This window comes from Paenibacillus sp. Y412MC10 (assembly GCF_000024685.1).
GTDB classification, from domain to species: domain Bacteria; phylum Bacillota; class Bacilli; order Paenibacillales; family Paenibacillaceae; genus Paenibacillus_AQ; species Paenibacillus_AQ lautus_A.
This window is the reverse complement of the sequence record NC_013406.1, coordinates 5,891,839-5,916,415: the sequence shown is the minus strand read 5'-3', so window position 1 is coordinate 5,916,415 and position 24,577 is coordinate 5,891,839. Positions and strand designations below refer to the sequence as shown.

21 protein-coding genes are annotated in these 24,577 nt (G+C 52.5%); 19 read left to right on the top strand and 2 right to left on the bottom strand.

What is annotated here, in order from left to right; translation table 11 throughout:
- Positions 1–223 precede the first annotated feature (223 nt).
- The 10 genes from GYMC10_RS25870 (at position 224) to GYMC10_RS25825 (ending at position 11,020) form a co-directional block, all read left to right on the top strand.
- A complete protein-coding gene (locus GYMC10_RS25870) occupies positions 224–1,381 on the top strand; it encodes a hypothetical protein (RefSeq protein WP_015737231.1) in 1,158 nt (385 codons plus the stop codon).
- Entirely contained in the window at positions 1,381–2,628 is a 1,248-nt protein-coding gene (locus GYMC10_RS25865) for a CpaF family protein (protein WP_015737230.1), read from the top strand. The genes GYMC10_RS25870 and GYMC10_RS25865 overlap by 1 nt, the downstream gene beginning before the upstream one ends.
- The gene (locus GYMC10_RS25860) at positions 2,629–3,486 is read left to right on the top strand and encodes a type II secretion system F family protein (protein WP_015737229.1); all 858 of its coding nucleotides are present in this window, start codon (positions 2,629–2,631) and stop codon (positions 3,484–3,486) included.
- 15 nt (positions 3,487–3,501) lie between these two features.
- Positions 3,502–4,374: a type II secretion system F family protein gene (locus GYMC10_RS25855; protein WP_015737228.1), complete on the top strand. Its 873-nt coding sequence runs from the start codon at positions 3,502–3,504 to the stop codon at positions 4,372–4,374.
- A 20-nt stretch (positions 4,375–4,394) separates the two neighbouring features.
- Positions 4,395–4,586, top strand: a complete 192-nt coding sequence (locus tag GYMC10_RS25850; protein WP_015737227.1) for a Flp1 family type IVb pilin — start codon at positions 4,395–4,397, stop codon at positions 4,584–4,586.
- On the top strand, positions 4,579–5,253 hold the full coding sequence (locus GYMC10_RS25845) for a TadE family protein (RefSeq protein ID WP_015737226.1): 675 nt from the start codon (positions 4,579–4,581) through the stop codon (positions 5,251–5,253). Before GYMC10_RS25850 ends, GYMC10_RS25845 begins: the two co-directional genes overlap by 8 nt.
- 2 nt (positions 5,254–5,255) lie before the next feature.
- Entirely contained in the window at positions 5,256–7,487 is a 2,232-nt protein-coding gene (locus tag GYMC10_RS25840; RefSeq protein ID WP_015737225.1) for a hypothetical protein, read from the top strand.
- A gap of 83 nt (positions 7,488–7,570) precedes the next feature.
- Positions 7,571–8,494: a TadE/TadG family type IV pilus assembly protein gene (locus tag GYMC10_RS25835; RefSeq protein WP_015737224.1), complete on the top strand. Its 924-nt coding sequence runs from the start codon at positions 7,571–7,573 to the stop codon at positions 8,492–8,494.
- Between the two features lie 147 nt (positions 8,495–8,641).
- Complete coding sequence (locus tag GYMC10_RS25830; protein WP_015737223.1) at positions 8,642–9,154, top strand: prepilin peptidase; 513 nt, start codon at positions 8,642–8,644, stop codon at positions 9,152–9,154.
- A 12-nt stretch (positions 9,155–9,166) separates the two neighbouring features.
- On the top strand, positions 9,167–11,020 hold the full coding sequence (locus GYMC10_RS25825; RefSeq protein WP_015737222.1) for a DUF6382 domain-containing protein: 1,854 nt from the start codon (positions 9,167–9,169) through the stop codon (positions 11,018–11,020).
- Between the two features lie 107 nt (positions 11,021–11,127).
- On the opposite strand, the gene GYMC10_RS25820 is transcribed toward GYMC10_RS25825, so the two are convergent.
- The gene (locus GYMC10_RS25820; RefSeq protein ID WP_015737221.1) at positions 11,128–12,048 is read right to left on the bottom strand and encodes a copper amine oxidase N-terminal domain-containing protein; all 921 of its coding nucleotides are present in this window, start codon (positions 12,046–12,048) and stop codon (positions 11,128–11,130) included.
- Positions 12,049–12,256: 208 nt separating this feature from the next.
- Here GYMC10_RS25820 and GYMC10_RS25815 point away from each other — a divergent pair, with 208 nt between their 5' ends.
- Positions 12,257–13,441: a copper amine oxidase N-terminal domain-containing protein gene (locus GYMC10_RS25815; RefSeq protein ID WP_015737220.1), complete on the top strand. Its 1,185-nt coding sequence runs from the start codon at positions 12,257–12,259 to the stop codon at positions 13,439–13,441.
- Between the two features lie 86 nt (positions 13,442–13,527).
- On the opposite strand, the gene GYMC10_RS25810 is transcribed toward GYMC10_RS25815, so the two are convergent.
- Positions 13,528–14,001, bottom strand: a complete 474-nt coding sequence (locus GYMC10_RS25810) for a DUF2621 domain-containing protein (protein ID WP_009594427.1) — start codon at positions 13,999–14,001, stop codon at positions 13,528–13,530.
- Positions 14,002–14,126: 125 nt separating this feature from the next.
- Between GYMC10_RS25810 and GYMC10_RS25805 the strand changes: the two genes are divergently transcribed.
- The 8 genes from GYMC10_RS25805 (at position 14,127) to GYMC10_RS25770 (ending at position 24,574) form a co-directional block, all read left to right on the top strand.
- Positions 14,127–15,248 carry a deoxyribonuclease IV gene (locus GYMC10_RS25805; RefSeq protein ID WP_015737219.1) on the top strand — a complete coding sequence of 374 codons (1,122 nt, stop codon included), beginning with the start codon at positions 14,127–14,129 and terminating at the stop codon, positions 15,246–15,248.
- 132 nt (positions 15,249–15,380) lie between these two features.
- On the top strand, positions 15,381–16,280 hold the full coding sequence (gene purU, locus GYMC10_RS25800; RefSeq protein ID WP_036666321.1) for a formyltetrahydrofolate deformylase: 900 nt from the start codon (positions 15,381–15,383) through the stop codon (positions 16,278–16,280).
- 326 nt (positions 16,281–16,606) lie between these two features.
- Positions 16,607–18,967 (top strand): hypothetical protein, encoded by a 2,361-nt coding sequence (locus GYMC10_RS25795; protein WP_015737217.1) that lies wholly within the window; start codon positions 16,607–16,609, stop codon positions 18,965–18,967.
- Entirely contained in the window at positions 18,964–19,893 is a 930-nt protein-coding gene (locus GYMC10_RS25790) for an ABC transporter ATP-binding protein (protein ID WP_015737216.1), read from the top strand. Before GYMC10_RS25795 ends, GYMC10_RS25790 begins: the two co-directional genes overlap by 4 nt.
- Entirely contained in the window at positions 19,890–20,837 is a 948-nt protein-coding gene (locus GYMC10_RS25785; protein WP_015737215.1) for an ABC transporter permease, read from the top strand. Before GYMC10_RS25790 ends, GYMC10_RS25785 begins: the two co-directional genes overlap by 4 nt.
- 34 nt (positions 20,838–20,871) lie before the next feature.
- Positions 20,872–22,569 carry a phage tail tape measure protein gene (locus GYMC10_RS25780; RefSeq protein ID WP_015737214.1) on the top strand — a complete coding sequence of 566 codons (1,698 nt, stop codon included), beginning with the start codon at positions 20,872–20,874 and terminating at the stop codon, positions 22,567–22,569.
- 71 nt (positions 22,570–22,640) lie between these two features.
- Entirely contained in the window at positions 22,641–23,630 is a 990-nt protein-coding gene (locus GYMC10_RS25775; RefSeq protein ID WP_015737213.1) for an AAA family ATPase, read from the top strand.
- Positions 23,627–24,574 carry a DUF58 domain-containing protein gene (locus tag GYMC10_RS25770; RefSeq protein WP_015737212.1) on the top strand — a complete coding sequence of 316 codons (948 nt, stop codon included), beginning with the start codon at positions 23,627–23,629 and terminating at the stop codon, positions 24,572–24,574. The genes GYMC10_RS25775 and GYMC10_RS25770 overlap by 4 nt, the downstream gene beginning before the upstream one ends.
- Positions 24,575–24,577 lie beyond the last annotated feature (3 nt).

Sequence of the window (24,577 nt, the reverse complement as noted above, 5' to 3'; positions counted from 1 at the left end):
TAGAGAACACTCGTTCTAAGCCTATATAGTAGGACATTTATCCTTGTTTTGACAATAGTGATTAAGGGCTATCTCTACATAAAAAATAAAATCTTGCCGTTCTCCTGCAACTGTGATATTCTATTGTCAAATTATAACAGACAACGGAAGCACCGTTCATTGTCCGCGATTTCGCGGCTTTGACGGTGCTTTTTTTGCGTTGTTGCAGAAGAGAGGGATTGGCATGATGATACCGGTCCGACTTGTGCTGGCAGTGCAGGATTCCCGGTATGTCGAACCGCTGCTGAATTATGTGCATGGAAGCTCCTACGGATCGGCTCTGCAGGTGACCGCATTTACCCGCGTAGAATCATTCCTTCATTATATGGACGCGGGGGATACACCGAATTTGGTCGTTGGGGATGCAAATATGCTGGAGAGCTGGCTCAGCCGGGGGGAGGCATCGGTTCCATGGCTGCTCCTAAGCGAGGGCCATTCAGCGCTTTCTCTTATGGAGGGCTGCGACAGCACCCCCAAATACCAGCCGCTGCCTCAGCTGCTGGACATCATGATAACTCGCTGCAGGGGAAGCGGGGGAACGCTGGATAAATTGAATTCGGGATCAACACCGGTGCTCGGCATCGTCTCTTCCCTGGGAGGGAGCGGGAAATCAACGATCGCCATGAACATGGCGAAGCAGCTTGGCGTGCTCGGTTTGAGAGTTTTCTATCTCAATTTGGAGAGCGTGAACAGCAGTGCGTTGTTTCCGTCCGGGTCCGTCGGCATGGAGGGGAGCTTTTCGCGATTACTGTATGACGTTAAGGCCTCCCAAGAATCGGCTTCCGAGACGGAGCTGTCGATAGCTCCCTATATCATCAGGCATCATGGCTTGAAGTGCGATTCCTTTGAGCCCAGCTTCAACGTTAAGGAAATATCGGAAATGACCGTGGACGATACATCCCTGCTGTTGACCTCCCTGATCGCATGCCATCATTACGATGCCATTGTGGTGGATACCGAGGGGGACTCGGGGGAACGATTGCAGGCGGTTCTCGAACAGGCCGGACTGCTGATCTGGGTGCTGTTGGATGATTTGATCAGCATGCATAAGAGCGGCGTATGGCTGGATCAATTGGAGCTTAAGAGCCCCGCCCTGTTCGGAAGCGTGAGGAAACGGAGCCGCTTCATCGTCAACCGGTACACGGGTCAGCTTGTTAACGGGCTTCCCCGCAAGGATATGAGCATAGACGGCGTGCTGCCTTATATACCTTCATGGAAGCAGCTCCATCGGGAAGATCTGCTGTTGTCTTCACCGATCTATCAAAGGGAGGTATTGAAGCTCTGCCAGCAGCTGCTGGAGGGCTCGGGTATCATGCCGGTTCATGCGGGCGGTGGGAAGTGATGATGGAGGATCCGTTTAAATCGGTTCGGGATCAGGTTCGGTCCGAGCTTGATATGAGTGCGAGCGTTAACAACTCGCAATTGATGGCCCGCATCGAGGAAATGGTGTGGAGAAGACGCGAGCTCATGGAGTTGACCGCAGCCGAGAAGCGGAGGCTGGTGCGGAGGGTATTCGATTCTTTTCGCGGGCTGGATGTGCTTCAACCTCTGGTGGACAACCCCCGGATTACGGAAATTATGATAAACAGCCACCAGGATATATTCATCGAGCAGGACGGCGAGGTCAATAAGCTGCCGCTCCAATTCGAGTCCCAGAGCCGGCTGGAGGATATCATTCAGAGCATTGTGGGTACGGTAAACCGGGTGGTGAATGAATCGACGCCCATCGTTGACGCGAGATTGAAGGACGGCTCCCGGGTGAATATCGTGCTCCCGCCCATCGCGCTGAAAGGGCCGACCATGACGATCCGCAAGTTTCCGGAATCGCCGATGACGATGGATGACTTGGTTGGAAGGGGAGCACTGACGGAGGAGGCGGCAGAGCAGCTCCGGATATTGGTCAAGGGCAAGTATAACATTTTTATAGGCGGCGGGACGGGGTCGGGGAAGACGACTTTCCTGAATGCGCTGTCGCAATATATTCCGCCTGATGAACGTGTCATTACGATCGAGGACTCGGCGGAGCTGAAGATCGTGACGGTCCCGAACCTCGTGTCGCTGGAGACCCGGAATGCCAACACGGAAGGCCGGGGGGAGATCGCGATGCGCGATCTGATCCGTTCCTCGCTGCGGATGCGTCCCAATCGGATCGTGGTGGGCGAGGTGCGGGGCAGCGAGGCGCTGGATATGCTGCAGGCCATGAATACAGGGCATGACGGAAGTTTGTCGACAGGGCACGCCAACAACACGCAGGACATGATCAGCCGTTTGGAGACGATGGTACTGAGCGGTGCGGATCTTCCGATCAGCGTAGTCCGCCAGCAGATTAGCTCGGCAATTGATATATTTGTGCATTTATCCCGGTTAAGGGATCGATCGCGACGCGTAACGGAGATTAGCGAAGTGATTGGAATGAGCGACGGCGAGGTGGTACTGAACCCGCTGTACCGGTTCCGTGAAACGGGCGAATCGGGCGGCAGGGTGATTGGGCGCCTGGAGCCTTGCGGCAATCCGCTTCAATCGGCGGACAAGCTTCATATGGCCGGGATTACGGCTTGGCCGCTGCAGAAGATGATGGAGGTGACATAAATGAAACGCTCCGGCAGTTCTGCCTGGATGTCCAAAGAGGGCCAAGGCGGCCGAGTGATCAAGAGGAGCAAAATCGCCGGTAAACCCGAGCATGCAGCCGCGGCTCGAACCCACGCCCTTCCGGATTACAGTGTCTATCATCTCTCGATGAGGCACAGAACAGCTTGTGTGATCCTTGGCGGCCTTTTGTTTTGCTTCATCGGTTATCTGTTTTATCACAATCTGATATTGTCGCTGCTGCTGGGAGCGGGAGGGCTGATGATCCCTAAATTATGGCGGCGGTTTATGCTGGAACGCAGACGCAGGACGCTGAATCTTCACTTCAAGCAAGCTCTCTATTCCTTGTCCTCGTCCCTGTCGGCCGGCCGCTCCGTGGAGAACGGATTCAGGGATGCCGTTCAGGACTTGCTGCTGCTGGATCCCGGAGGCAGCAGCGATCTGATCTTTGAACTCAAGGTCATTGTGTCCCGTTTGGAGTACGGCGAGCCTATCGAAGTGGCACTGCAGGATTTTGCACGAAGGGCGGGGATGGAGGATCTAACGAATTTTGCCGATGTCTTCTCGACTTGCAAACGCACAGGCGGCGATTTGGTCGAAGTCGTGCGCAGAACCTCATCCGTCATCGGGGAGAAGCTGGATATCCAGCAGGAGATATCCGTGATGATTGCACAGAAGCGGTTCGAATCCAAGGCGCTTCTTGCCGCGCCGTTCCTCCTGCTGCTGTTCATGAATATGACTTCCCCCGATTATATGGAGCCCATGTACAGCGGATCGGGGTTCATGATCTCTACTTTTGCACTGGCGGCTTTAGGAGGCTGTTTCTTATGGATCACCAAAATGATGAATATCAAGGTGTAAGGAGGTGAGGCGGGGATGCTGACATGGATGTCCGGCGCGCTGATGGTTCTGCTTGTGGGTGGTTGGGTGGTGCTGAATCAAACGTGCAGCGAACGATACCATCGTCTTGGCAGATTGTCCATGGATGGGCTCAGGCTGCAGCGGTTAGCGCCGCCTGTGTTGTTCCTGCTGGAACGGGGGAAGGTTCCGATGCGCTTCCCGATTGTATTCTACCGGATGCAGGGCTCCGTTCAGAAGATCCATGGTCTGCGGCACAGCGCGGAAATGACGTTGTTATTTATGGCCGAGGCCCTTGCGTATACATGGCTTATTTTGATCGGCGGCTGCTTGTGGTCGTTGCTGTCCGGGGAAGTAATCGGACTTCTGGCTGGATTCGGATTGGGGGCATTGCTGCCCGTCGCTTTGGTGAAGGACCTCCATAAAAAGGTTACGCTGCGTGAGCAGGATATCGTGATGGAGCTGCCGGAGCTTCTGAACAAAATTGTGCTGCTTGTCGGCGCCGGCGAGACGGTGCAGAGGGCGATCATTCATTGCGTGGAACGGAACGAGGACGCGAGCCATCCCCTGTATGCTGAGCTGAAGAGAATGGTGCTTGAATGGGAGGGAGGCCATCCGTTCCAGCAAGCCTTCGAGCAGTTCAATAAACGGTGCGGCGTTCAGGAAGTATCGATATTTACAACAACCGTCCTGCTTAATTTTCGGCGCGGCGGGAATGACTTTGTCCTGGCACTGCGGGATTTGTCCCGCGTGCTGTGGGAGAAGCGCAAGGCCATTGCAAGAACAAGGGGCGAGCAAGCCTCCTCGAAGCTGGTGCTGCCAATGGTGGTCATCTTCATGATCGTGATTGTTTTGCTCGGAGCGCCTGCATTTATGATGATGAACATGTAGAAGGGACCGGTGTACGAAATATGATGTTAAACATGGCGAAGAACGGGATGAAAGCTTTTTGGAAGGATGAGAAAGGGATCGGAACGCTTGAGATGATCCTGATCCTCGTCGTTATTTTGATTATCGCGCTTATATTTAAAGATCAGATTACGGCCTTGGTGAACAACTTGTTTAAAAACGTGAACAACAAGAGTAAAGAGTTCCTTGAATAATCGGCTCCATAGAAGATGGAAGGATGATACGGGGAGCTTCACGGTTGAAGCCTCCCTGGTTCTTCCCATCGTGCTGATGGTGACGGTTTTGCTTCTGTTTCTATGCTTGTATATTTATCAGCAGTCCATGCTGGTTCAGGCATCGGCCGCGGCTTCCGAAAGGACCGCGTATAGCTGGGACAACAGCCATAAGATCGCTACCTCGGGATCCGTGGAACAGGGACGCCATGATGCGTTATATTGGCGGTTAACCGACGATAACGTTGTCGGGACCTTATTCGGTTTGGAGGGGGGAGACAGTACGATGTCGATTGCACTGCCGCAAGGGGAGGTTGAGGGCGGAAAATTGCCCGAGCTTAAGATGTCCAAGGGCGGCACGGCCGTGCCTTCCAGCATGGCTGGAGAGATGCGTTACACGAATCAGCTGCTCGTACGAAAAGTAACGACGTCGTTAAACGAGCAGGTCTCTCTGACGCCAATCAGCCGAATGCTGGACGATGGCGGCCAGATCAAGGTCAACTCACAATCGATTGTGGTTGATCCCGTTGAATTTATCCGCACGGTGGATTTGATGCGATATTACGGATCGAAGTTTCAAGGCGGGAGAAACGGAACGGATAAGGCAGCCGCAGGAGAAGTTCTACAAAAGTTCGGAGGTTCGCGATAGTCATGACGAAGCATGGGAAAGCGCGGTCTAGTTGGAGAAGGAGAGAGGTGGGCCGATCGTCCGATGGATCTGTATCTGTTTTTTTGATTATCGCCCTGGCAGCCGTATTTATGTTTGTAGCCATATTCATTGATTTCTCGCGTATCGCGGCCATGAAGGTGCAAAGCGAGAGGCTGACAAGAGCAGCCGTACGCTCCGTGATGTCATCCTACGATCCGCAGCTGCAGAAGGAATACGGACTGTATGCCCATGGGGGCACCAGCGGGGATCTCATTATGGGCAATGTGCTGAATGACAGCTTGAACCCGGGAGACCGCAGCGATGCGTTCCGGTTAATGGCGATGGAACTCGATAGCTCGGGGCTTGAATTTCAGCGTCCATTGGGCACTTATGACATCTTCAACCGGCAGATCATCGAGGACATGAAGTATAAAGCGCCGATCGATTTCACTTTGGAATTAGTGGGCAAGTTCAAACCGTTATCGCAGTCCATGAAGGAAGCTTCCAATACGGTCGATGTGCTTAAGAAGCTGCGCAAGCTGTATGACAAGCGGGAAGAGGCGCTGGATGAGATGCTGGCAAAACAGCGCAAGGCGGGTGAGCATGCGATTCGTCTATCGAAGCTGGTTATGGATCCGCCTGGACAACCGATCAACGATACTTCGCTCGGGGGCAGCATCCAAACCGCTGCCGAAGGGGCATCGCAGTATGAGGATTATAAAGATAAACAACAGGAGGACGCGGACAGGCCCCCCAAAGAGAAACAGTATACGCTTCTGCTCATGGCTTACCGGAGCGGAATGTCTTCCATCGGCTCGCAGATATCGAGAGAGGCCGAACGGTTTCAGCGGGAGAATGACAAGCTCCTAGCGGACGCGCAGCAATTATGGGAGGAAGCCAGGAGTTTGAACGAGGAGATGAAGCAGGTCATCAAGGAATCCGAGAACCGTTCATCTAATGCGGGGTATGACCAAGTGACGAATGACGTAACGCCGGGGTCAGCCGATTCCTCCGGGTCAGAAGCGGAGATGATCCAATCCATTCGGAAGCAAGCGGACAAATTAATTCATGGCGATGACTTCTTAAACGGCTTTCGGCAAGAAATTGACAACCAGGAGCGTCGTTATCAACAGGTTGTCCGAGCTGTGGCCGCGCTACAGTCTTCATTGGGCGGGGAGGGGATGAAGGGAGCCGTGATCGAAGCTAGCCGCGAATTGCAGAATTACATTTCTAATTATGGGGTATCAGGCAGCGGAAATATCATGGATCGGCAGCAGGCGGCATTGGAGCAGTTTCGCACATCGGATAAGGAACGGAAAGCGATGGAGAAGCTGGCCAATCAGAAGCTGAAGCAGGCATCCAAAGCCATCGAGGCGATCAACGGGCTGAATGGGCAGAATCAAGCCATTATGGATGAGTTTCGTGAACTCCAGCAGTACTATGACGAAAGCCTTCAATTTAATGCGGAAGCAGACAGCATGAGTAAGGGAAAGCCGCTAGACGACGATCCGTATGATGCCGGCAAACAAGCAATGGATAATATGGACGGTATGTTTGGATTTATGGGGAACGTGCTTGGCGGTGTTAGGGATGAACTGTTTCAGAATGAGTACGCCGTTCATTATTATCAGCATTTCGATGTCGGGAACTTATCCGGAATCGTTGACGGGTCCAGCACGGGAGAGGAGATAGTGCGGGAGTTCGCTATCGGGAATCAGGAAGTGGAATATATTCTGTACGGATTCCACAACCCCGCCGGGAATATATCGGCGGCTTATGCAGAAATCTTCGCTTCCAGGCTCGCGATTCGAACGATGGAAGGATTCGTCGTCAACAGCAAATTAGGAAATCCGTTGGCGGTTTTGGCGGCAGCCATCCTGTATGGGATCGAGAAGGCTATCGAGGATATGATCCAGCTGTGTCAGAAGGGAAGCGTTCAGCTTTCCAAGTATGTACCCGTTGAGCTTACCTACAGGGATCATTTACGAATATTTTTGTTTATTCACAGCAATAACGAGAAGAAGTTATCACGCATGCTGGCGCTGATACGATTAAACACCGGCATCAATCCTGCGGAGCGATTTACTTACGCTTCAGGGGAAGTTAGGACGGCCATGCGTCTATGGTTTCTTCCGGGAGTGACGAAGTCGATCGGCGTTGCATTCGGAAGCGACGGGGATGAAGTTCAAGGAAGTCGGTACTTGGTCAAGCGCAAGGCGGATTTTTCCTATTAGGATTAGGGGTTACTTGAATGAAATGTTTATCGGTATTACGAAAGCCTTTGCGTAAGAGCAAAGCGTCGGCGGAGCAAGGAAGCATGGTCGTGGAAGCTGCGCTTGTGCTGCCGATGTTTATGTTTTTTGTCATTTTTCTCATATATATCGTGCAGATGACGTTAATATCGACGGCGCTCCAAAGCACCGTTTCCGATACCGTCAAAACCGTAGCGGCCCATATGTATCCTGTTTCTCTAGCCGTGCAGGCGAATGCAGGCGGTAACGGAACAAGCGAAGGCACGCCCAGCACGTCCCATTGGGAAATACCCAAATTATCGCTGTCCGATTGGGTTTCGAAATATAGCGACTCGCTTCCTTCTCCTGCTAAGGAGTGGATCACGGAAGCCGTCACTACAGGTGAGGAGCCTCTGCAGCAGCTTAAGAACCAAACCGTGGAAGCCGTACTCGACCCCGTGGTTAAGCCGATGATGAAGCCGTTCATGCCTGACCGCCTTCTGGATTATGACCGAATCCATGTGTCGAATGTTCACATACCCAATTTGAAGATCGGCACGAGTCCTTATTTTGGCATTGAGGTGAATTATGCCCTTCCAATCCGGGTTCCTTTCTTGAACAAACGCATCGTGCTGCAAGCGAAGGCCAAGGAGAGGCTGTGGATTGGAGACACCGGAGAAGGCGGAGACGATTCGGGGAACGGGGACGGCTCAGAGAACGGAGCCATTGAGCTGTTGGAGAAGCCGAATCCGGCCGTCGCAAGCAAGCAGGCTAAGGTGAAGGTGAAAGTAGAGCCAGGGGCCAGCGCTCAATTATCAGTCTATTATAAGAGCGGCCAGAGCACGGCTAAATATTTGGGTTGGAAGACCGCAGATAGTAACGGCTATATCGATTGGGAATGGAACGTGGGATTTAATACAACGCCGGGGACTTGGCTGTTTGTGGTTGAGACGGCCGACGGGCAGCGGATCGAGGTGCCGTTTACGGTGGTAGCGCGGTCGGATTCATGAGAGGTTTAAGAGCAAGTTATGAAATATAGGGTTCTAAAGTTATATCCACGAAAAGTTTTTTAAATAGATGAAACTCGTTGTGCATCCATAGTTAAAGTTCTATCCAGGCTATTCCTTTGAATAGTCGCGCAGGGGAGGTTGATGGGTGTGGCCGTTGCCTTTGGTATTTGTGCCGTTTATCTGATTGCGGCCTTTATTACAGACCTTCGTTCCATGAAGATACCAAATGCTCTAACCGTATCGGCAATGCTGTCCGGTCCGGTTTATCATGGCGCTCTAGACGGGTGGGAAGGCCTGCTCTTTTCTTTGAAGGGGCTTGGAGCAGGGTTTCTCATCTTATTGATCATGTATTTTATAGGGGCTGTAGGAGCGGGCGACGTTAAGCTGTTCGGTGGGATCGGCGCCTGGACCGGCTTGTGGTTTACCTTGCAGGGCATTATGTATTCTGTCCTTTTTGCCGGTGCCATCGGTTTACTCATTCTGCTCTGGCGGCGGGAGACGATGAAGCGAGTACGCCATGTCGTTGAGAGTATCGCCGGAGTTTTTGTAATGAAGAGCTGGTTGCCGTGGCGCAACAGCCAGGAGGAGCACTTGCGATTTCCCTTTATGATGGCTGTCCTTCCTGGCATGATCAGCACGTATCTAGTACTGCACATGTAGGAGGCGGCGCTAATGTTCGGATTAAAGGCGGATTTTATGCAAAACGGCGGAACGATCATGGTGCTGGATCGGAATGAAGGGATCCAGTCAGCAGAACTGAATCATGTGCAGCTGGGCATGATCCGTTCTTCGAGAATCCCGCATTTTTTGAAGCTGCATATGAAAGAAGTCGATTACAAAGTAACCTTGGAATATGATATCACCGGCAAAAAGATGCTGTCACAGGCATTGAAGAGCGAGCGCATGACGTTGACCGAGTACTATGGGCTGCTGCTGCAGATCGCTACCGCATTGGAGGATAGCAGGCTATATATGCTTCAACCCGAGAATTACATACTTCATGAGGATTTTCTGTTTGTTGAAGGTTCCCTGCATCTTGGCACATTATATTTAACTTATGTTCCCCTTGCCGTTAATGAGACAAGCAGTAACCGTCTCCCTGTAACGCTTAAGGAGCTTATGACAAGGCTTCTCTTATCGGTCTCGGAGCTGAAAGGAGGAGGGATACAAGCATTGATGTCCTTCTGCAGTGAACAGAGCTTCAATTTGCCGGGACTTAAGCGGCTTGTCATTGAACTGCTTGCAGGAGAAGATGGTGAAAGCGATCAAGCAGGAACGCAAGCGAAGATGGCAGTGCCTGCACATGTGAATGAAAGATTGCCCTATACCGATAATCCCTCAAACAGCAGCGTCTCCAGGCCTGCCTTCTCATTTGCAGAGCCGACTCACAGCCGGAGTGCAGCACCGCAGATGGATAATGACGGCAACACGGATAAACAGAGTTTAATTCGAAGCCTGACGGAACGTACCAACGAGATGTTTGGGAAGAGCGGCCAAAACGAAGAAAGTAATTCTCACGCCGGTCGCACCCCATCAGGTCTTCCTGCGTGGTCATCTGGCACAGATGATTCAAATCTTGATGAAGCGGAGCATGGCAAGTCTTCGCCTGTTCGGACTTATATTTTGCTAGGATGTTTGCTCGCCGCAGCGGGAGCTTGGAGAATGTTGTATATGAATCAACCGGGTCCGCTGATGCTGGGGCTATCGGTAGGGATTACGATCCTGCTTGCCGTGATCGCTTGGTTCGGCTACACGGGCAAACTCCGGCTGCTCTCACGGAGAGCGGAGGATTGGTCCGGTTCATTGCCCGTGTTTGAATCCACAGAGCTGAATCCGCAGGAGCATGCTAAGTGGAAGTCCGTCCCGCGTTTTGAGGCAGATCCCTTATCGGGTCTTCTTACGGGAAAACAGGCAGCGGACTCAGGGAAAGCAGCAGAAGCAGAGCTTGGTGAGGGGAAGGAGCATTGGAGATGGCAGGTTCCTAAATCACCATTTAACCTTGAGCGGGATCACCCTTCAGCGGGATCTACCGTACAGTCTTTGCGGGACCAGGCTTTTTCGCGTTCGCCTAACGCCGGGGAAGGAGATTCTTTTGGGGAAGAAGGGGATTATTATGCCAAGCTGTCCCAACGGACGGAGGTGCTTTCGTCCTCTGGTGGTGGGGGAGCTACCGTGCTGTTAAGTCCGGATACTGCCGCTCGTCCGGCCGGACAACTTTCAGCCAGGGACTATCTTGAGTTAAATGAACCGAATGCAGCCGTCCCGCAGCGGATTGAACTGCATCAGCCCCATTTCATCATCGGCAGGTCTCCCGATGTAGCCCAATTCGTCGCTCAGGGTGTGGGGACTTCACGGGCGCATGTGGAGCTTTCGCGCGAAAGCGGTGGATACGTCCTGAAGGATCTGGGTTCCAGAAACGGTACGATGTTGAAGGGAGAATCCATGGTGCCTTATAAAGAATACCCTCTGACGGAGGGGGATGCCTTTATTATTGCCGGATGGACGTTTACCCTGCGTAAGGGATAAGATTTTATAGTACATAAAGAACCCCGAGGTTGAAAGGCAGCGATTCCGCTTTAACATAACACCCGGGGTTTTTTGTTCTGTCTTTACGAAGTCTGAGTACAACATTTTTATAACGAGCTAGAATAGATCAGGTACTCCGTATCGCCAGTTGGGTCAAAATACCAGTTAGCGATCTTTTTTGAGTAATTATAAGATCCTCCGTATAAGGGCCAGCGTGTAACGTACACATTGTATTCCGGAACGAAGATATTATATTGTGCATCATATCCGCTTGGATAAGACGAACTCATAAAAAAAGTAATAATAAAGATATTGATGTTTTTGTAGCCATATTTTTTATGTACATGGTTGGCAATGTTTTTGGTAAGCTGATCCCCCGTTGAAGGTTTGCTGTCAAAGGTGTCGATAATGTTCTGCATCGTTTGTTCGTCCGAAATTTCTACGGCAATGGTGAGCGAATCCGAATCATCGGTTATGCCATAAGTTAAGTTGTTTAGGTGCAATTTTCCGAAAGAGAGGTTCGAGTATTTGGATTCCAACTCTTCTTGGATTTTTACCGCTTTCGTTTTTACCGGCGGGATCGGTGTTGGCTTAGGCACAAAGGGCTCTGTCCCTTTGTAACTGGTAATGTTGATGATGTTTCCATTTACGGCCAAGGTTGCTCCAGTGGCTTCGCTAATGAAGCGAAGCGGGACGAAAATGTTTCCGTTCAAGGATACCGGAGGAGATTCGAGCAGTATTCGCGAGCCGTTTACATAAGCGTTTTTGTTGCCAACGGTCATCACAAGGTTGATCCCTTTTTTAGTTCCTGTAATCTGCTGTTTGGAAGGATCCCATTTTACAGAGAGGCCCAAGCTTTTGAATATAGGAGCGAATTGTACTAGGGTCACCCCGTCTCGCAAAATAGGGGCCTGACGCAGCCCCACTTTAACGCCATCCACATTGACGATATTAGCAGGTGCTGCTCCTGCGGCAGGCACGATACATGTAAATAGTAAAACTATAATAATTGCTAACTTTAACTTCACGCCATTCTCTCCTCCTAGGACTATGGGTTAGATTTCTTATAACAATCTATTATACGTGATCCATGATTTATTTCCATGATTTTCTTGAAATCAACCAGTTGGATCATCTTATCTGGCTATGAGATGAATTTTTTTGTTTCAGGCCGTAACCAATCCCCATGGATAAAGGTTTATTACATAGGATTTAATTTCAAGGAGATGAAGGAGAATGATCGATGTGATAAAAAGGGGCTTATTATGGTTACCCTTGTTTTTGGTGTTATGGTTGCTGCTTCCCAGCCCCTCCCATGCCGCCTCTTCTTTCGTAAAAGCAAGTGTGGAGTATGGGCCATTCAAATCGCTCTTCACCTTGGAAGACCCGGTAATGATGAAGGATGGAAGAGTATTGCTTCCTCTTCGGGAGGTCGGCGATATTTTGGGTTTGAAGGTGCATTGGAATCAACGACAGCAAAGGGCGAGTCTGTATGGCGTAAATCTTGAAATGACGCTGCAGCCAGGATCCGATGTTGCTGACGTGAACAAGGAAAAGAAAAAACTCCAGACTTCTGCGGAAGTCATCAACGGAAAGCTGTACATTCCTCTTCGGTTTGTTGCCGAGGCCGTGAGTGAGGAAGTGAGGTGGAAATCCGATACGAAGACGTTATCTGTTGGCAGCAGTTACGCTATGGGAACAGATAAGGGCATTACATTTTGGCTTAACCGGAAGAATGGTGAATTCTATCAAGCCATCGGAAACAGGACACCGTCGCTCATTGGAAAATTGGATATCCTGGTAGAGGAGCTGAGACATCTCCAAGTGGAAAGACTGTCCGACAACAGTTCGTACGTGCGACTATATGAAGCAGTAGGGATGTCCGCATTAGGTAAGAGATCCGGCCAGGTTTTTGTGAAGGATGGACAGATCATAAAGGAATCGCACTTCGGATTCATGGGATATTATCCGGATACCAACACGTACAGCCTGTACGATCTGCAAGGAAAAGTATTGTTCACGGATGGCAAGCATGCAGAGTTTCTGAATCATCAAGGAGAAGTGGTGTCTTCATTCGATCTAGGGGAGCTTACCGGAAAAAAAGACGAGGTCTATATGATCGAATACGTTACGGATTCGTACATGATCTTGCGGGAATATGGTACGCAGCATCTGATACTCTATCATCGAATGCGTGAAATCACCGCGTATGTTCATGAGATACTACCGCTTCCTCTATCAGAGAAAAAGTTCCTCGAAGAAGTTGCCTTGGACAGAAATAATGAACCGGACCGCGAGCTTATCATTCGCTTCAATAAACAAGAGGAGAATACGCTTTTGTTCCTATATAAGAGTAAAACAACAAGCCAAGTTGATTTGTATCCCTTCAATTTAGCAGACTTAAAAAACGAATCCCCCTAATCCTTTGTACGAGGACTTGGGGGAAATGACCAAACGGCTTGTCCGTTCATTTAAGACAAGTACCGCCATTCCATATAATTACTTCATTACTTATTGATCAAATGCTGATAAGGCTTGTAGTCGATTTCCTTCTTCTGGAGGAAGTTCATCAGGAATTTGTAATCCCGCTTCGGCGTAGCCACGATGTAACCTTTGATGCAGTGATCCCGGGTTACTTCGGTTGCGCCGGATTCGACGGCGATTTTGCCGATTTCGGCTGCAATGGAGTGTTTGGCGATATCCCGGAACGGTCCCGGAACAGGCTGCACCAGCTCGTCCAGAAATGCTTTGGATTCATCCGTCCACAGCGGGCGGCTTCGCTCTACCCAGTAATTTTGCCAATCGAGCTTCGATTTGCCGTCGGCCTTGGGAAGCACTTTCAGAAACTTGCGGAACATGAAAAATCCGCCGATGCCCATCAGCCCGAGCATGACCCATCCCCAGAAGGCAATGGAGTTCATGAACCATGACGGCGGCGCACTGGACGACAAATAGCCCATGACGGCCCCTGTGCTCTTCATCTGTATATCACCTCAATGATTATTGTCACATGACACTTTCATGAGAATTATAACGCATTTCTAGATTTATTTCGATATACAAGCTAAAATAGGTGTAATTGTGTGTTAAAAAAGGGGGATGCAGCATGTTGAAAATTGGTTCCCACGTGTCGTTTTCGGACAAGGGATTGCTGACTGCGACGGCTGAAGCCACGTCATACGGCTCAAGCTCGTTCATGATATATACCGGCGCGCCGCAAAATACGCGCCGCAAGCCGATCGACTCCATGTTTATCGAAGAAGGCAAAGCCGCCATGAAGGAAAGCGGGATTGAAGAAATCGTGGTCCACGCGCCGTACATTATCAACCTCGGATCGTACAAGCCGAATACGTTTGAGCTGGCGGTGAGCTTTCTGCAGGAGGAGATTCGCCGCACGCATGCGGTCGGCGTGAAGAACATCGTTCTCCATCCCGGCGCATATACCGACAAGGATGCGGAATACGGCATCGACCGAATTGCGGAAGGTCTTAATGAAGTGCTAGGCGGTACGGATGAGACCGAAGTGAAGATTGCGCTTGAGACGATGGCCGGCAAAGGTACTGAAATGGGACGCAGCTTTGAAGAAATTGCTTCCATTATTGATAAGGTGAAGTACAACGACCGATTAGCCATTTGCCTGGACACCTGCCATATTCATGATGCGGGATATGATATCGTGAATGATCTGGACGGCGTGCTGGAGCAGTTCGACAAGCTGATCGGACTCGACCGTTTAACGGTCGTCCACGTGAACGACAGCAAGAACCCGCGCGGAGCGGGCAAAGACCGTCATACGCCGATTGGAACCGGATGGATCGGGTATGAAGCCATTCAGCGAGTGGTTCATCACGAGAAGCTCCAGGGCAGACCGTTCATTCTCGAAACGCCGTGGATCGGTAAAGATCCAAAAACCCAGCGTCCGATGTACGAGATCGAGATTGCGCTTCTGCGCGGGGATGTGGAGGGCCGTTTCGGTCCAGCTTTCACGCAGCAAGTGGAAGAGCTGGGTGCTTTCTTTGCCAAGGAAGGCATCGAGTCCCGTTCATTTGTACTGGATACCTGGACGCTGCTGAAGAATGATGCCAAAGCCAAAAAGGCCGATCCGCGCGAACCGATGGAGCGCCTGTACGATATGGTCATGGCGGCCGGCCTGCTGTCCGACCTGTCGGAGGAGCAGATCAATCAGCGCCTGATCGCTTGGTTGTCGGGTGTTTCCCTGACATCCTAAGCTTCATTAGAAATGGCATATTAGTAAGAAACTGAGGCATTCTCAAGAAAACGTCCGCATGCTGCGGATTGTTTTTCTTGAGAGGTGCCGTTCATGTTCATTGCAGATTTAAAAGGAGGATCACCGAGTCTCATGGAAATTCACATCAAGAAGGATCTGCCGTCTGCGGCAGGTCAGTACCCTAATCGTGCCCGCATGCTGATCTCCTGTCCGGATGGACCGGGAATCGTGGCAGCAGTATCCCAGTTCCTGTATCAGCATGGCGCGAATATCGTTCAGTCTGACCAATATACGATGGACCCGGCCGGCGGCATGTTTTTTATGCGGGTTGAGTTCGACCTGGAGGACTTGAACACGAAGCTTCCCCAGCTGGAGGAATCCTTCCGGGAAGTAGCCGATCAATTCCGCATGGAATGGAATATCTACCATGCCGCCCGCAAGAAACGCCTGGCGATTTTTGTTTCGAAAGAGGATCATTGCCTTGTAGAGTTGTTGTGGCAATGGCAGGCTGGCGACCTGGATGCGGATATCGCATTGGTGGTCAGCAACCATCTGGATATGAAGGAATACGTGGAATCCTTCGGTATCCCGTATCACCACATTCCGGTTACGGCGGATACGAAGCCTCAAGCGGAGCAGCGTCAGTTGGAAGTGATCGGCGATGATATCGACGTGATCATCCTTGCGCGTTACATGCAGATTATTTCGCCAACCTTTATCGATCATTACCGGAACCGGATTATCAATATCCACCATTCCTTCCTCCCGGCCTTCGTCGGCGGCAAGCCTTATGCGCAAGCATATAACCGCGGCGTCAAGATTATCGGGGCAACCGCCCACTATGTAACGGAAGAGCTCGATGGCGGACCGATTATCGAGCAGGACGTGCAGCGCGTAAGCCACCGTGACGACGTCAATGAGCTGAAGCGCATCGGACGTACCATCGAACGCGTGGTGCTGGCAAGAGCCGTCAAATGGCATGTCGAGGATCGGATTCTGGTCCATAACAATAAAACGGTTGTATTCAGCTAGTCCCGGTCATTCCGACGATTCATCATAGAGAGTATAATGGAGCAGCCTGACACTTTAACGCTGCAATGGATTACCCCTTGATCCCGCTCCTCTTCTTGGAGCGGGATTTTATTTTATATTTGACTTAAGTAATAACACGAATTTCTTGCCAAAAGCTGAAAAAATGGTTCCTTGGAGCTTTTTATGGAAGTATACGTCAAACTTTTTATAAATTCGACTCGTCAATATAGTTGAGCTTGTGAAGAGAGTCTTTACATACATCTTCTAAAACCTATGCATCTTTTGTCTTTGAACAGCAATTTATATGCGGAGAGGGGAATCATCAGTTGTCGTTTTATACAAAGAAAACGTGGATGCTGCTGCCGATGGTGGCTCTGCTGATTGTGGCAACGTTATCTCTGTCGATTCCGGCAGGAAACGTCTACGCCGACGGAGCGAAGATTGGTATTCAATCCGAAATGGGCTACCAAGGCAAAATCAAACATGAGAAATGGAACCCGCTCAAACTCACCCTAACGAGCGACCGGGATATATCCGGCGATGTGGTCGTGCAGATTCAGAACTACAACGGCTTCGGGTATCAGACTTCTTATGTTCAGCAGGTGGACCTGCCGAAGGATACGCCGAAGGAAGTCGTGATCGGCATTCCGGGAGCCGTACTGAATAAAGACAATAACCAAATCCTTTTCTATGAAGGTTCTTATACGAAGGGGAAGCAGGTACCGTTTGCCACAGGCAAAAATTACGTGCAGGCTTCTCCGTATCAAGGCGCGCTCATGGCCGTCTTGTCCGATGATCCGGACACGATGAATTTCATGAACGTCCTGAACGGCAAAGGCAGCAGCGTGAACGTGTTCCCGCTTAAGGACGCAAGCATTCCTACGGATGCGATGCTGCTGAACGGGCTGGACGTCATCGTAATGAACAATTATGCATCCGATACGCTGTCTGAGCTTCAACAAAAGGCGATTACGGATTGGGTCAATGGCGGCGGCACCCTGGTTCTGGCCGGGGGCGCGGGGTATGCCAAAACGGCGGCGCCGTTTGCCGACATATCGCCGGTCGCTGCGAATGGCACCGCGACCGTGAATTCGCTGGATGAACTGGAGAAGCTTGGCGGGAAACCGCTGAAACTGGATGGGCCATTTACCATTTCTACGGCGAAAGCGGTGGAAGGCGCTCAAATCGGGATTGCCGCGGACGGACAACCTTTGTTTGCCTCGAAGGCTTACGGCCAGGGTAGCGTTCAATATGCCGCTTACGATCTGGCGATGGAGCCGGTAAGCTCTTGGGCAGGCCATCCGGACGCGTGGGCATCGGTACTGCGCAATAACCTGCCGATGATGAATTCGCAGAATGGCATGTATTACAATTCGCTCATGGACAATTTGAATTATGTTCTGGAGTATTTCCCGTCGCTGAAGATGCCTTCCTTCACGCTGCTGCTGTGGATGCTCATTATTTATGCGGTCGTCGTCGCACCGCTGCTCTACTATATATTGAAGAAGGCGGACAAGCGGGAATGGGCGTGGTTCTTGATTCCGATCATTGCCGTCATCGCGAGCGCTTCCGTCTATGCGGTCGGCTCGTCGGACAAGACGCGCGAGCTCGCGCATACCATCAATCTGATTGAACTAAATGGCCAGGGAGATGCGGTGAAATCGACCGCTTCTGCATTCTTCACGCCTCGAAGCGGGAACTATGCCTTGGAGTTTGGGGAGAATACGTATTTGAAAACGGGGCAGTCCCGGAACACGTTTGGAGGAACCGCCGAGAACAAAAGTTTTGTCCGGGTAGGTCAGGAGTCCACGACGCTGGAGCTTCGGGACATGTCCCAATGGTCGTTGGCCAAGGTATGGGTGGACCATCAGGGTACGGAGGAGATGGGACGTCTTGCCATGGATTTAAAGCTGGATGCCAAAGGGGGATTAAACGGTAAGATCACCAATGACACCATTAACGATTTAACCGAGGTGGTGCTGGTTGTCGGAGGCAGTGCCTATAAGCTGGGAGATATCAAGAAGGGCGAGGCGGCTGCCATTCCTCAGGACCCGAAACAAATCATCAAATTTACGGGCGGTGACTTGTCCGGGATGCTGTACCCATACTCGCAGAATGATCCGAAACAGCGGGAACGCGACATTTTGTCCAACTACGGATACTCGAAGGGAATGGTCAACAAGGATGCTTACATTCTGGGATGGAGCAAAGACCATTTGACGAATTATACGCTGAAAGGCGCCGAGGTGGACAGCGATCAGCTCAATTTCTGGATACAGCCGGTGGAAATGGATTGGGGACTGAACGGGGAAATCAACATTCCTTACGGCTTCCTGTCTCCGGAGATATCGCAGGTGAATTCGCCGATGTTCGGGGTTTATCCGCACGGGGTTGAAATGGGACAAGGCAATCTGATCGCTGAATTCCCGCTCATATCCGAAGGCCAAGTGAAGTATTCCGAATTGTCCATCAAAGGCACCAAATTCAACAACAACGTCACGATGGAGATCTGGAACTCGAAGAAGAGCGAATGGGAGCCTGTTACAGACGCGAACAATGTGCATACCATTAACCAGAATCCGGAGCAGTATATTGTGGGGAATCGCATCCGATTCATGATCACCGCCAAGGATCAGACCAACTTTATGATGCCGGAGCTGTCTGTGAAAGGAGAGGCCACTCAATGATCGAGATTAGAAATCTGAGCAAAAGATACGGAGCGTTCCATGCGCTGAAAGATATCAGTCTTCATATCGAAAAAGGGACGGTATTCGGATTTGTCGGTCCTAACGGAGCAGGCAAATCCACGACGATGTCCATATTGGCTACCCTGATGCTTCCTACCTCGGGCGTTGCCAAAGTCGGAGGCTATGACGTGACCCAGCATCCCAAAGAGGTCCGCAAGCGGATCGGTTATATGCCCGATTTCTTCGGCGTGTACGATCAGCTGAAGTCTACAGAATATCTGCATTTCTACGGGGCGAGTTACGGCATCCCGCGCGCCGAGCGGGAGCAGCTTATTCCGCAACTGCTGGAGCTCGTCAACCTGAGCGACAAGGCGGATACGTACGTTGACAGTCTCTCGCGGGGGATGAAGCAGCGTTTATGCCTGGCCCGGTGCCTGGTGCATGACCCGGAGGTATTGATCCTGGATGAGCCGGCCTCGGGGCTGGATCCGCGGGCGCGGATCGAGATGCGCGAAATATTGAAGGAACTGAAGCTCATGGGCAAGACCATCATCATTTCATCGCATATTTTGCCTGAGCTGGCCGAGATGGTGGATGAGATCGGGGTAATCGAGCACGGCGAGATGGTTGCCCAAGGCAAGGTGGCCGATATTCAGAGCCGTCTTCGCGTGAAAAAAGTCATTCATATCCGCACGCTGGAGCGCGAAGAGGAGCTGGCCGAGAAACTGCGGGACGAACCGTTTGTCACGTCGGTATTAACGGACAACACCGGCGTCCATGTTCACTACGGCGGGGATGATGCGCAGCAAAGCGCGCTGCTTCGGCAGGTGGTCTCCTGGGAAATTCCGATTGTCTCGTTTCAGGAAGCGCAGAGCAATCTGGAGGATGTATTCCTCGAAATTACCAAAGGAGGGCCCCGCGAATGAATTGGAGCAGAAAGCTGATTAATCCGGTCATCGACAAGGAATTCCGGCTGCGGATGCGTTCTACGCGTTCCATGCTGTCGGTGTTGTTTTATGTATTGGCGCTAGGCGCCATAGCCATGGGCTTCATTTATCTCTTCTTATATTTGGGACAGCAGGGGCCTCAGCGATTCGATCCGCAGATGAGCCAGATGATGTTCTATGTCCTGAGTTTTGCCCAGCTTGTCCTTATCGCGTTCATGGCCCCTGCCCTTACGGCGGGAGTTATCAGCAGCGAGCGGGAGAAGCAAACGCTGAGCATGCTGCTGACGACGCAGCAGAGCTCGGCTACGATCGTGCTGAGCAAGCTGGTATCGGCACTCAGCTTCATGACGCTGATCGTGCTGGCTACCCTGCCGGTCTACAGCATTGTGTTCCTGTACGGCGGGATTTCGCCGAAGCAGCTCGTTTCCGTGTTTGCCTTTTATTTATTCGTGATGCTGCTGCTCGGTTCGCTCGGCGTGATGTTTTCCACATTATTCAAAAGAACCATCGTCGCGATTATCGTCACTTATGGGGCCGGACTGATCATATTCCTTGTTACAGGTCTGCTGTACCTGTTCTTAATGGGTATCGAACAGCGGAATATGTATCAAAGCGGGCAGCCGATCGTACCGGGCACCTATTCTTGGGTCGGTTATGTGCTGGGCCTGAACCCGGCCGGGGCGATGATGAGTTTGTTCAACCCGTCTTTTTCAGGGGACGCGTTCTTGCTGCGCGGCGGAAGCCTGAACAGCAAAGCTCCGATCGAATTGTGGCTGGAATTTTTCATCGTGTATTCGGTGGTGATCGTTCTTGCCCTGTGGGTTGCCGTACGGAATATCCGTCCTGTCGCAAGGCGCAAACGCAAGGATAAGAACGAAACCCAGCTGCCGCAGGAGCCGGAAACGGCCGGGAACGAAGCGTAACATCATGCAAGGAGTACGGTAAGGAGGGAGAGCAATGGACAACATCATGCGTTTTATCGAAGCCGCAAGACGGCGGCTGCAGCGGTTCCGCGTCATCACGTATGCGTTATACGGGCTTATGGCAGGGTTGGCCGTGCTGCTGCTGCTCCTGGTGCTTGGGAGATTCGTGCCTATAGCCTGGCTTCCCGTCGCATCCGTGGCCGTTCCCGTGGGGGCGGGCTTCATAGGCTTGTTATGGGGTTGGCTGCATCGGGTGCCGATCGAAGAAGCGGCTTCAGCGATGGACCATGTTCCGGACGGAGCGGAGCGAAGCGATATGATGGTGACGGCGCTGTCGTTCAAGGAGGAAGAATCGTTGGCCGCCAAATGGCAGCGCGAGCAGGCGGAGCGTTACGGTGCGCGTTTTGCGGAACGGCTGCCGGAGCGTCTGCCTTCCCCTAGCCGAAAAAAACAGCTTCTGATCTGCGGTGCCTCGCTTGCTGCCGTACTCATCCTGGTGTTCGTTCCGAACCCGATGGATAAGAAGGTGGAGGCTGCCAAAGAGGCGCAGAGCTGGATGAAGGAGCAGGCAGCCAAAACCAAACAGCTGGCGGAGGAGCTCCAGAAGGAAACGCTGGATCCTGCCGATCGAAAAAAGCTTCAGGAAAAGCTGGATGAACTGAAAAAAGCGCTGGAGCAGGAGAAGCATCCCGAGCAAGCGCTGGAGAAGCTGGAAGAAGCCATGAAAGAGCTGGAGAAACTGGCGAAACAGCAGGAGGAAAAAGCAAAGGCGCTGTCGGAGCTGGCTAAGCAAATGCAGCAGGAGAAGGCGCTGTCCCAGGTGGGGAAAAAGCTTGCCGAGGGCATGGCCGATGAACTGAAGCAGGAAATGAAGAAACTCACCGAGCAGGTGAAGAAGATGTCCCAGGAAGAGAAGAACGAGCTGTCCGATGCTTTGAAAAAGCTGGCTGAGGAAGCTGCCAAGCAGATGGAAGACGGCAAGCTGGAGCAGGAGCTCCAGAATGCGGCCGATGCGCTGAAGGAGGGCAAGCTGCCGAAGGAGCTGGAAGAAGCGCTCCAGCAGCTGGCCGAGGAGCTGGCGAAAGCAGCGCAAGCCAAAGCCGCGTCGGACAGCCAGTCGCAGTCCGCGTCCTCGCTGGCGTCCTCCCTTGCTTCGCAAGGATTGAGCTTGGCCGATCAGATGGCGGCTGCAGGGATGTCGGTATCCGATGCCTGGAGTAACGGCGGCAGTGCCGAGGCGTTGGCTCAGGCCGGCTCCGGTGCAGGCTCGGGCGAACAAGGAGAGGGCTCGGAGGGAGCCCCAGGTGAAGGCGGCTCCGGTATAGGCCAAGGTCAAGGCCAAGGTCAAGGCTCCGGCACAGGCAGCGGCTCCGGATCGGGAAGCGGTTCGGGCTCAGGAGCAGGTTCCGGCTCGGGCGGCAGCGGCGGATCGGGAAGCGGCACAGGCAGCGGAGCCGGTCTTGGCTCAGGCGGCCGTGAGCTCGTCACCATCCCTAGGGATTATAAGGGCAGCGGCAATGTGCAGAACGATTCCGGCGAGATCAAAGGCAGCGGCGGAGATATACAGAAGGGCGGCGTATCGCCGACGGTTCCCGGCATGTCCAGGCCTTATGAGGAAGTGTACCGCGATTATGAAACCGAAGCGCGCAAAACGTTAGACCGCAATCAGCTGCCGGACCAGATGCAAGGGTTGGTTGAGGAATATTTCATACAGATCAATCCGAACCCGTAAGGGATCGAAGAGCCGAGCACCGAAGCTAGAATGAGAACTTGAACTTTACCAAGAAGATGGAGGTTTCGTCCATGTCGGATATTGCAGTGAGACCACAGGAATGGATGGAGAAAATATCAGGCCTGCGCGAACATATCGGCAAGGTGATTGTCGGACAGCAGGATGTTGTGGAGCAGATGCTTTGGTGTATCTTTGCGGGGGGCCATGCCCTCCTGGAAGGGATTCCGGGTCTCGGCAAAACGATGCTCGTCCGCACCGTGTCGGAGGCGTTGGACCTGTCCTTTTCCCGCATACAGTTTACGCCGGATTTGATGCCGAGCGATATAACGGGCACCAATATCCTGTCGTTCGGGCAGCATGGAGACACCGGGATGACCTTTCAAAAGGGTCCGCTGTTCAGCAGCATCGTGCTGGCCGATGAGATTAACCGGGCCACGCCCAAAACCCAGAGCGCCTTGCTGGAGGCGATGCAGGAGAAGACCGTCACCGTGGGGGGCGTAACCCATCAGCTGCCAAAGCCTTTCTTCGTTCTGGCCACGCAAAATCCCTTGGAGAACGAGGGGACGTATCCATTGCCGGAGGCCCAGCTTGACCGCTTTCTATTGAAGATCGAAGTATCTTATCCCACCGCGGACGAATTGAAGGAAATCGTGAAGCGGACGACGTCCTCACACGAATTCCAGGTGGAACGGCAAATGACCGGGGACGAGCTGCTGGAAATCCAGCGCGGGGCGAAGGAAGTGCTGGTCGCCGAAGAGATTCTGGATTATGCGGTTCGTCTGCTGATGATGACGCATCCGGAGGAGGCGGCCGCACCGGAGGCTGTCCGTAAATACGTCCAGTTCGGTTCCGGACCGCGCGGCATTCAGTCCATCATCTCGGTAAGCAAAGTCCGGGCCTTGTGCAGCGGGCGGATGCATGTATCCACGGGCGATATTCGCGCCGTGGCTTTATCAGCGCTGCGCCACCGCTTGTTCCTGAATTTCGAGGGGCAGGCGCTCGGCATTACCACGGACCATGTCATTCGGGAGGTTCTGCAAGCGCTGGAGGCATCCGCGTGAGCGGGGGCGCGCACCTGCTTCCTCCGGAATGGCTCCCCCGTCTGGAGCGCTTGAGCCTGGATGCCAAACGACGGGTCGCCGGAACGCTGCAGGGAAAGAGGCGATCCCGCCGGCTCGGCTCGTCCCTCGAATTCGCCGATTACCGCGTGTATTCGCCCGGGGATGATGTCCGCAGGTTTGATTGGGGCGTCTATTCCCGTACGGGAAAAGCCTTCGTTCGTCAATTCATGGACGAGCAGGAGCTGACCGTGAGCCTGTTCGTGGATTGCTCCGCATCGATGGGGGCCGTCATGTCATCGCCTACGGAACCAAGCGCCGCCGATCCGGCGGGAACGAAGGGCAGCCCTAAATGGCTGCTAGCGCGTCAACTCGCCGCAAGCATCGGCTACATGGCGTTGTCGTCTTACGACAGGCTGCAGGTTGCCTGTTACAGCCGTTCGATTAACGCCCGTCTTCCGATCATGAGAGGAAAGGGCTCGGCCCATCGCCTGTTTTCGTTCCTGCAAGGGGCAGAAACGGGAGGCGAGGGCAGCTTGGGCGCAGCGCTTGCGGTTCCTGGCGCACTGCCCCGGCAGCCGGGAATGACCTGGGTGTTCTCCGATTTTTGGCTGGAGGGCGGAGAGGAGGAATTGTTCAGGTCGCTTTCCCTTTTGTCCGGTACCGGACAGGAAGTGGTGCTGGTGCATGTATTGTCGCGGGAGGAGCTGGAGCCTAAATTATCCGGCGATCTGCGGCTGGTGGACAGCGAAACGATGAGCGGCAAGGAAGTGGCGCTGACGGGCAAAGTGCTGGATGCTTACAAGGAGGAGCTGGAGCGATACCGGACGATGCTGTCCCGCGTATGCGCGGAACGGGGCATGTCTTACGTGCTCATTCCGGCGGATATGCCGCTTACGGACGCGATGTTCGGGGTGCTTGCGGGAGCTGGTCTGGTTACTGGATAGAGC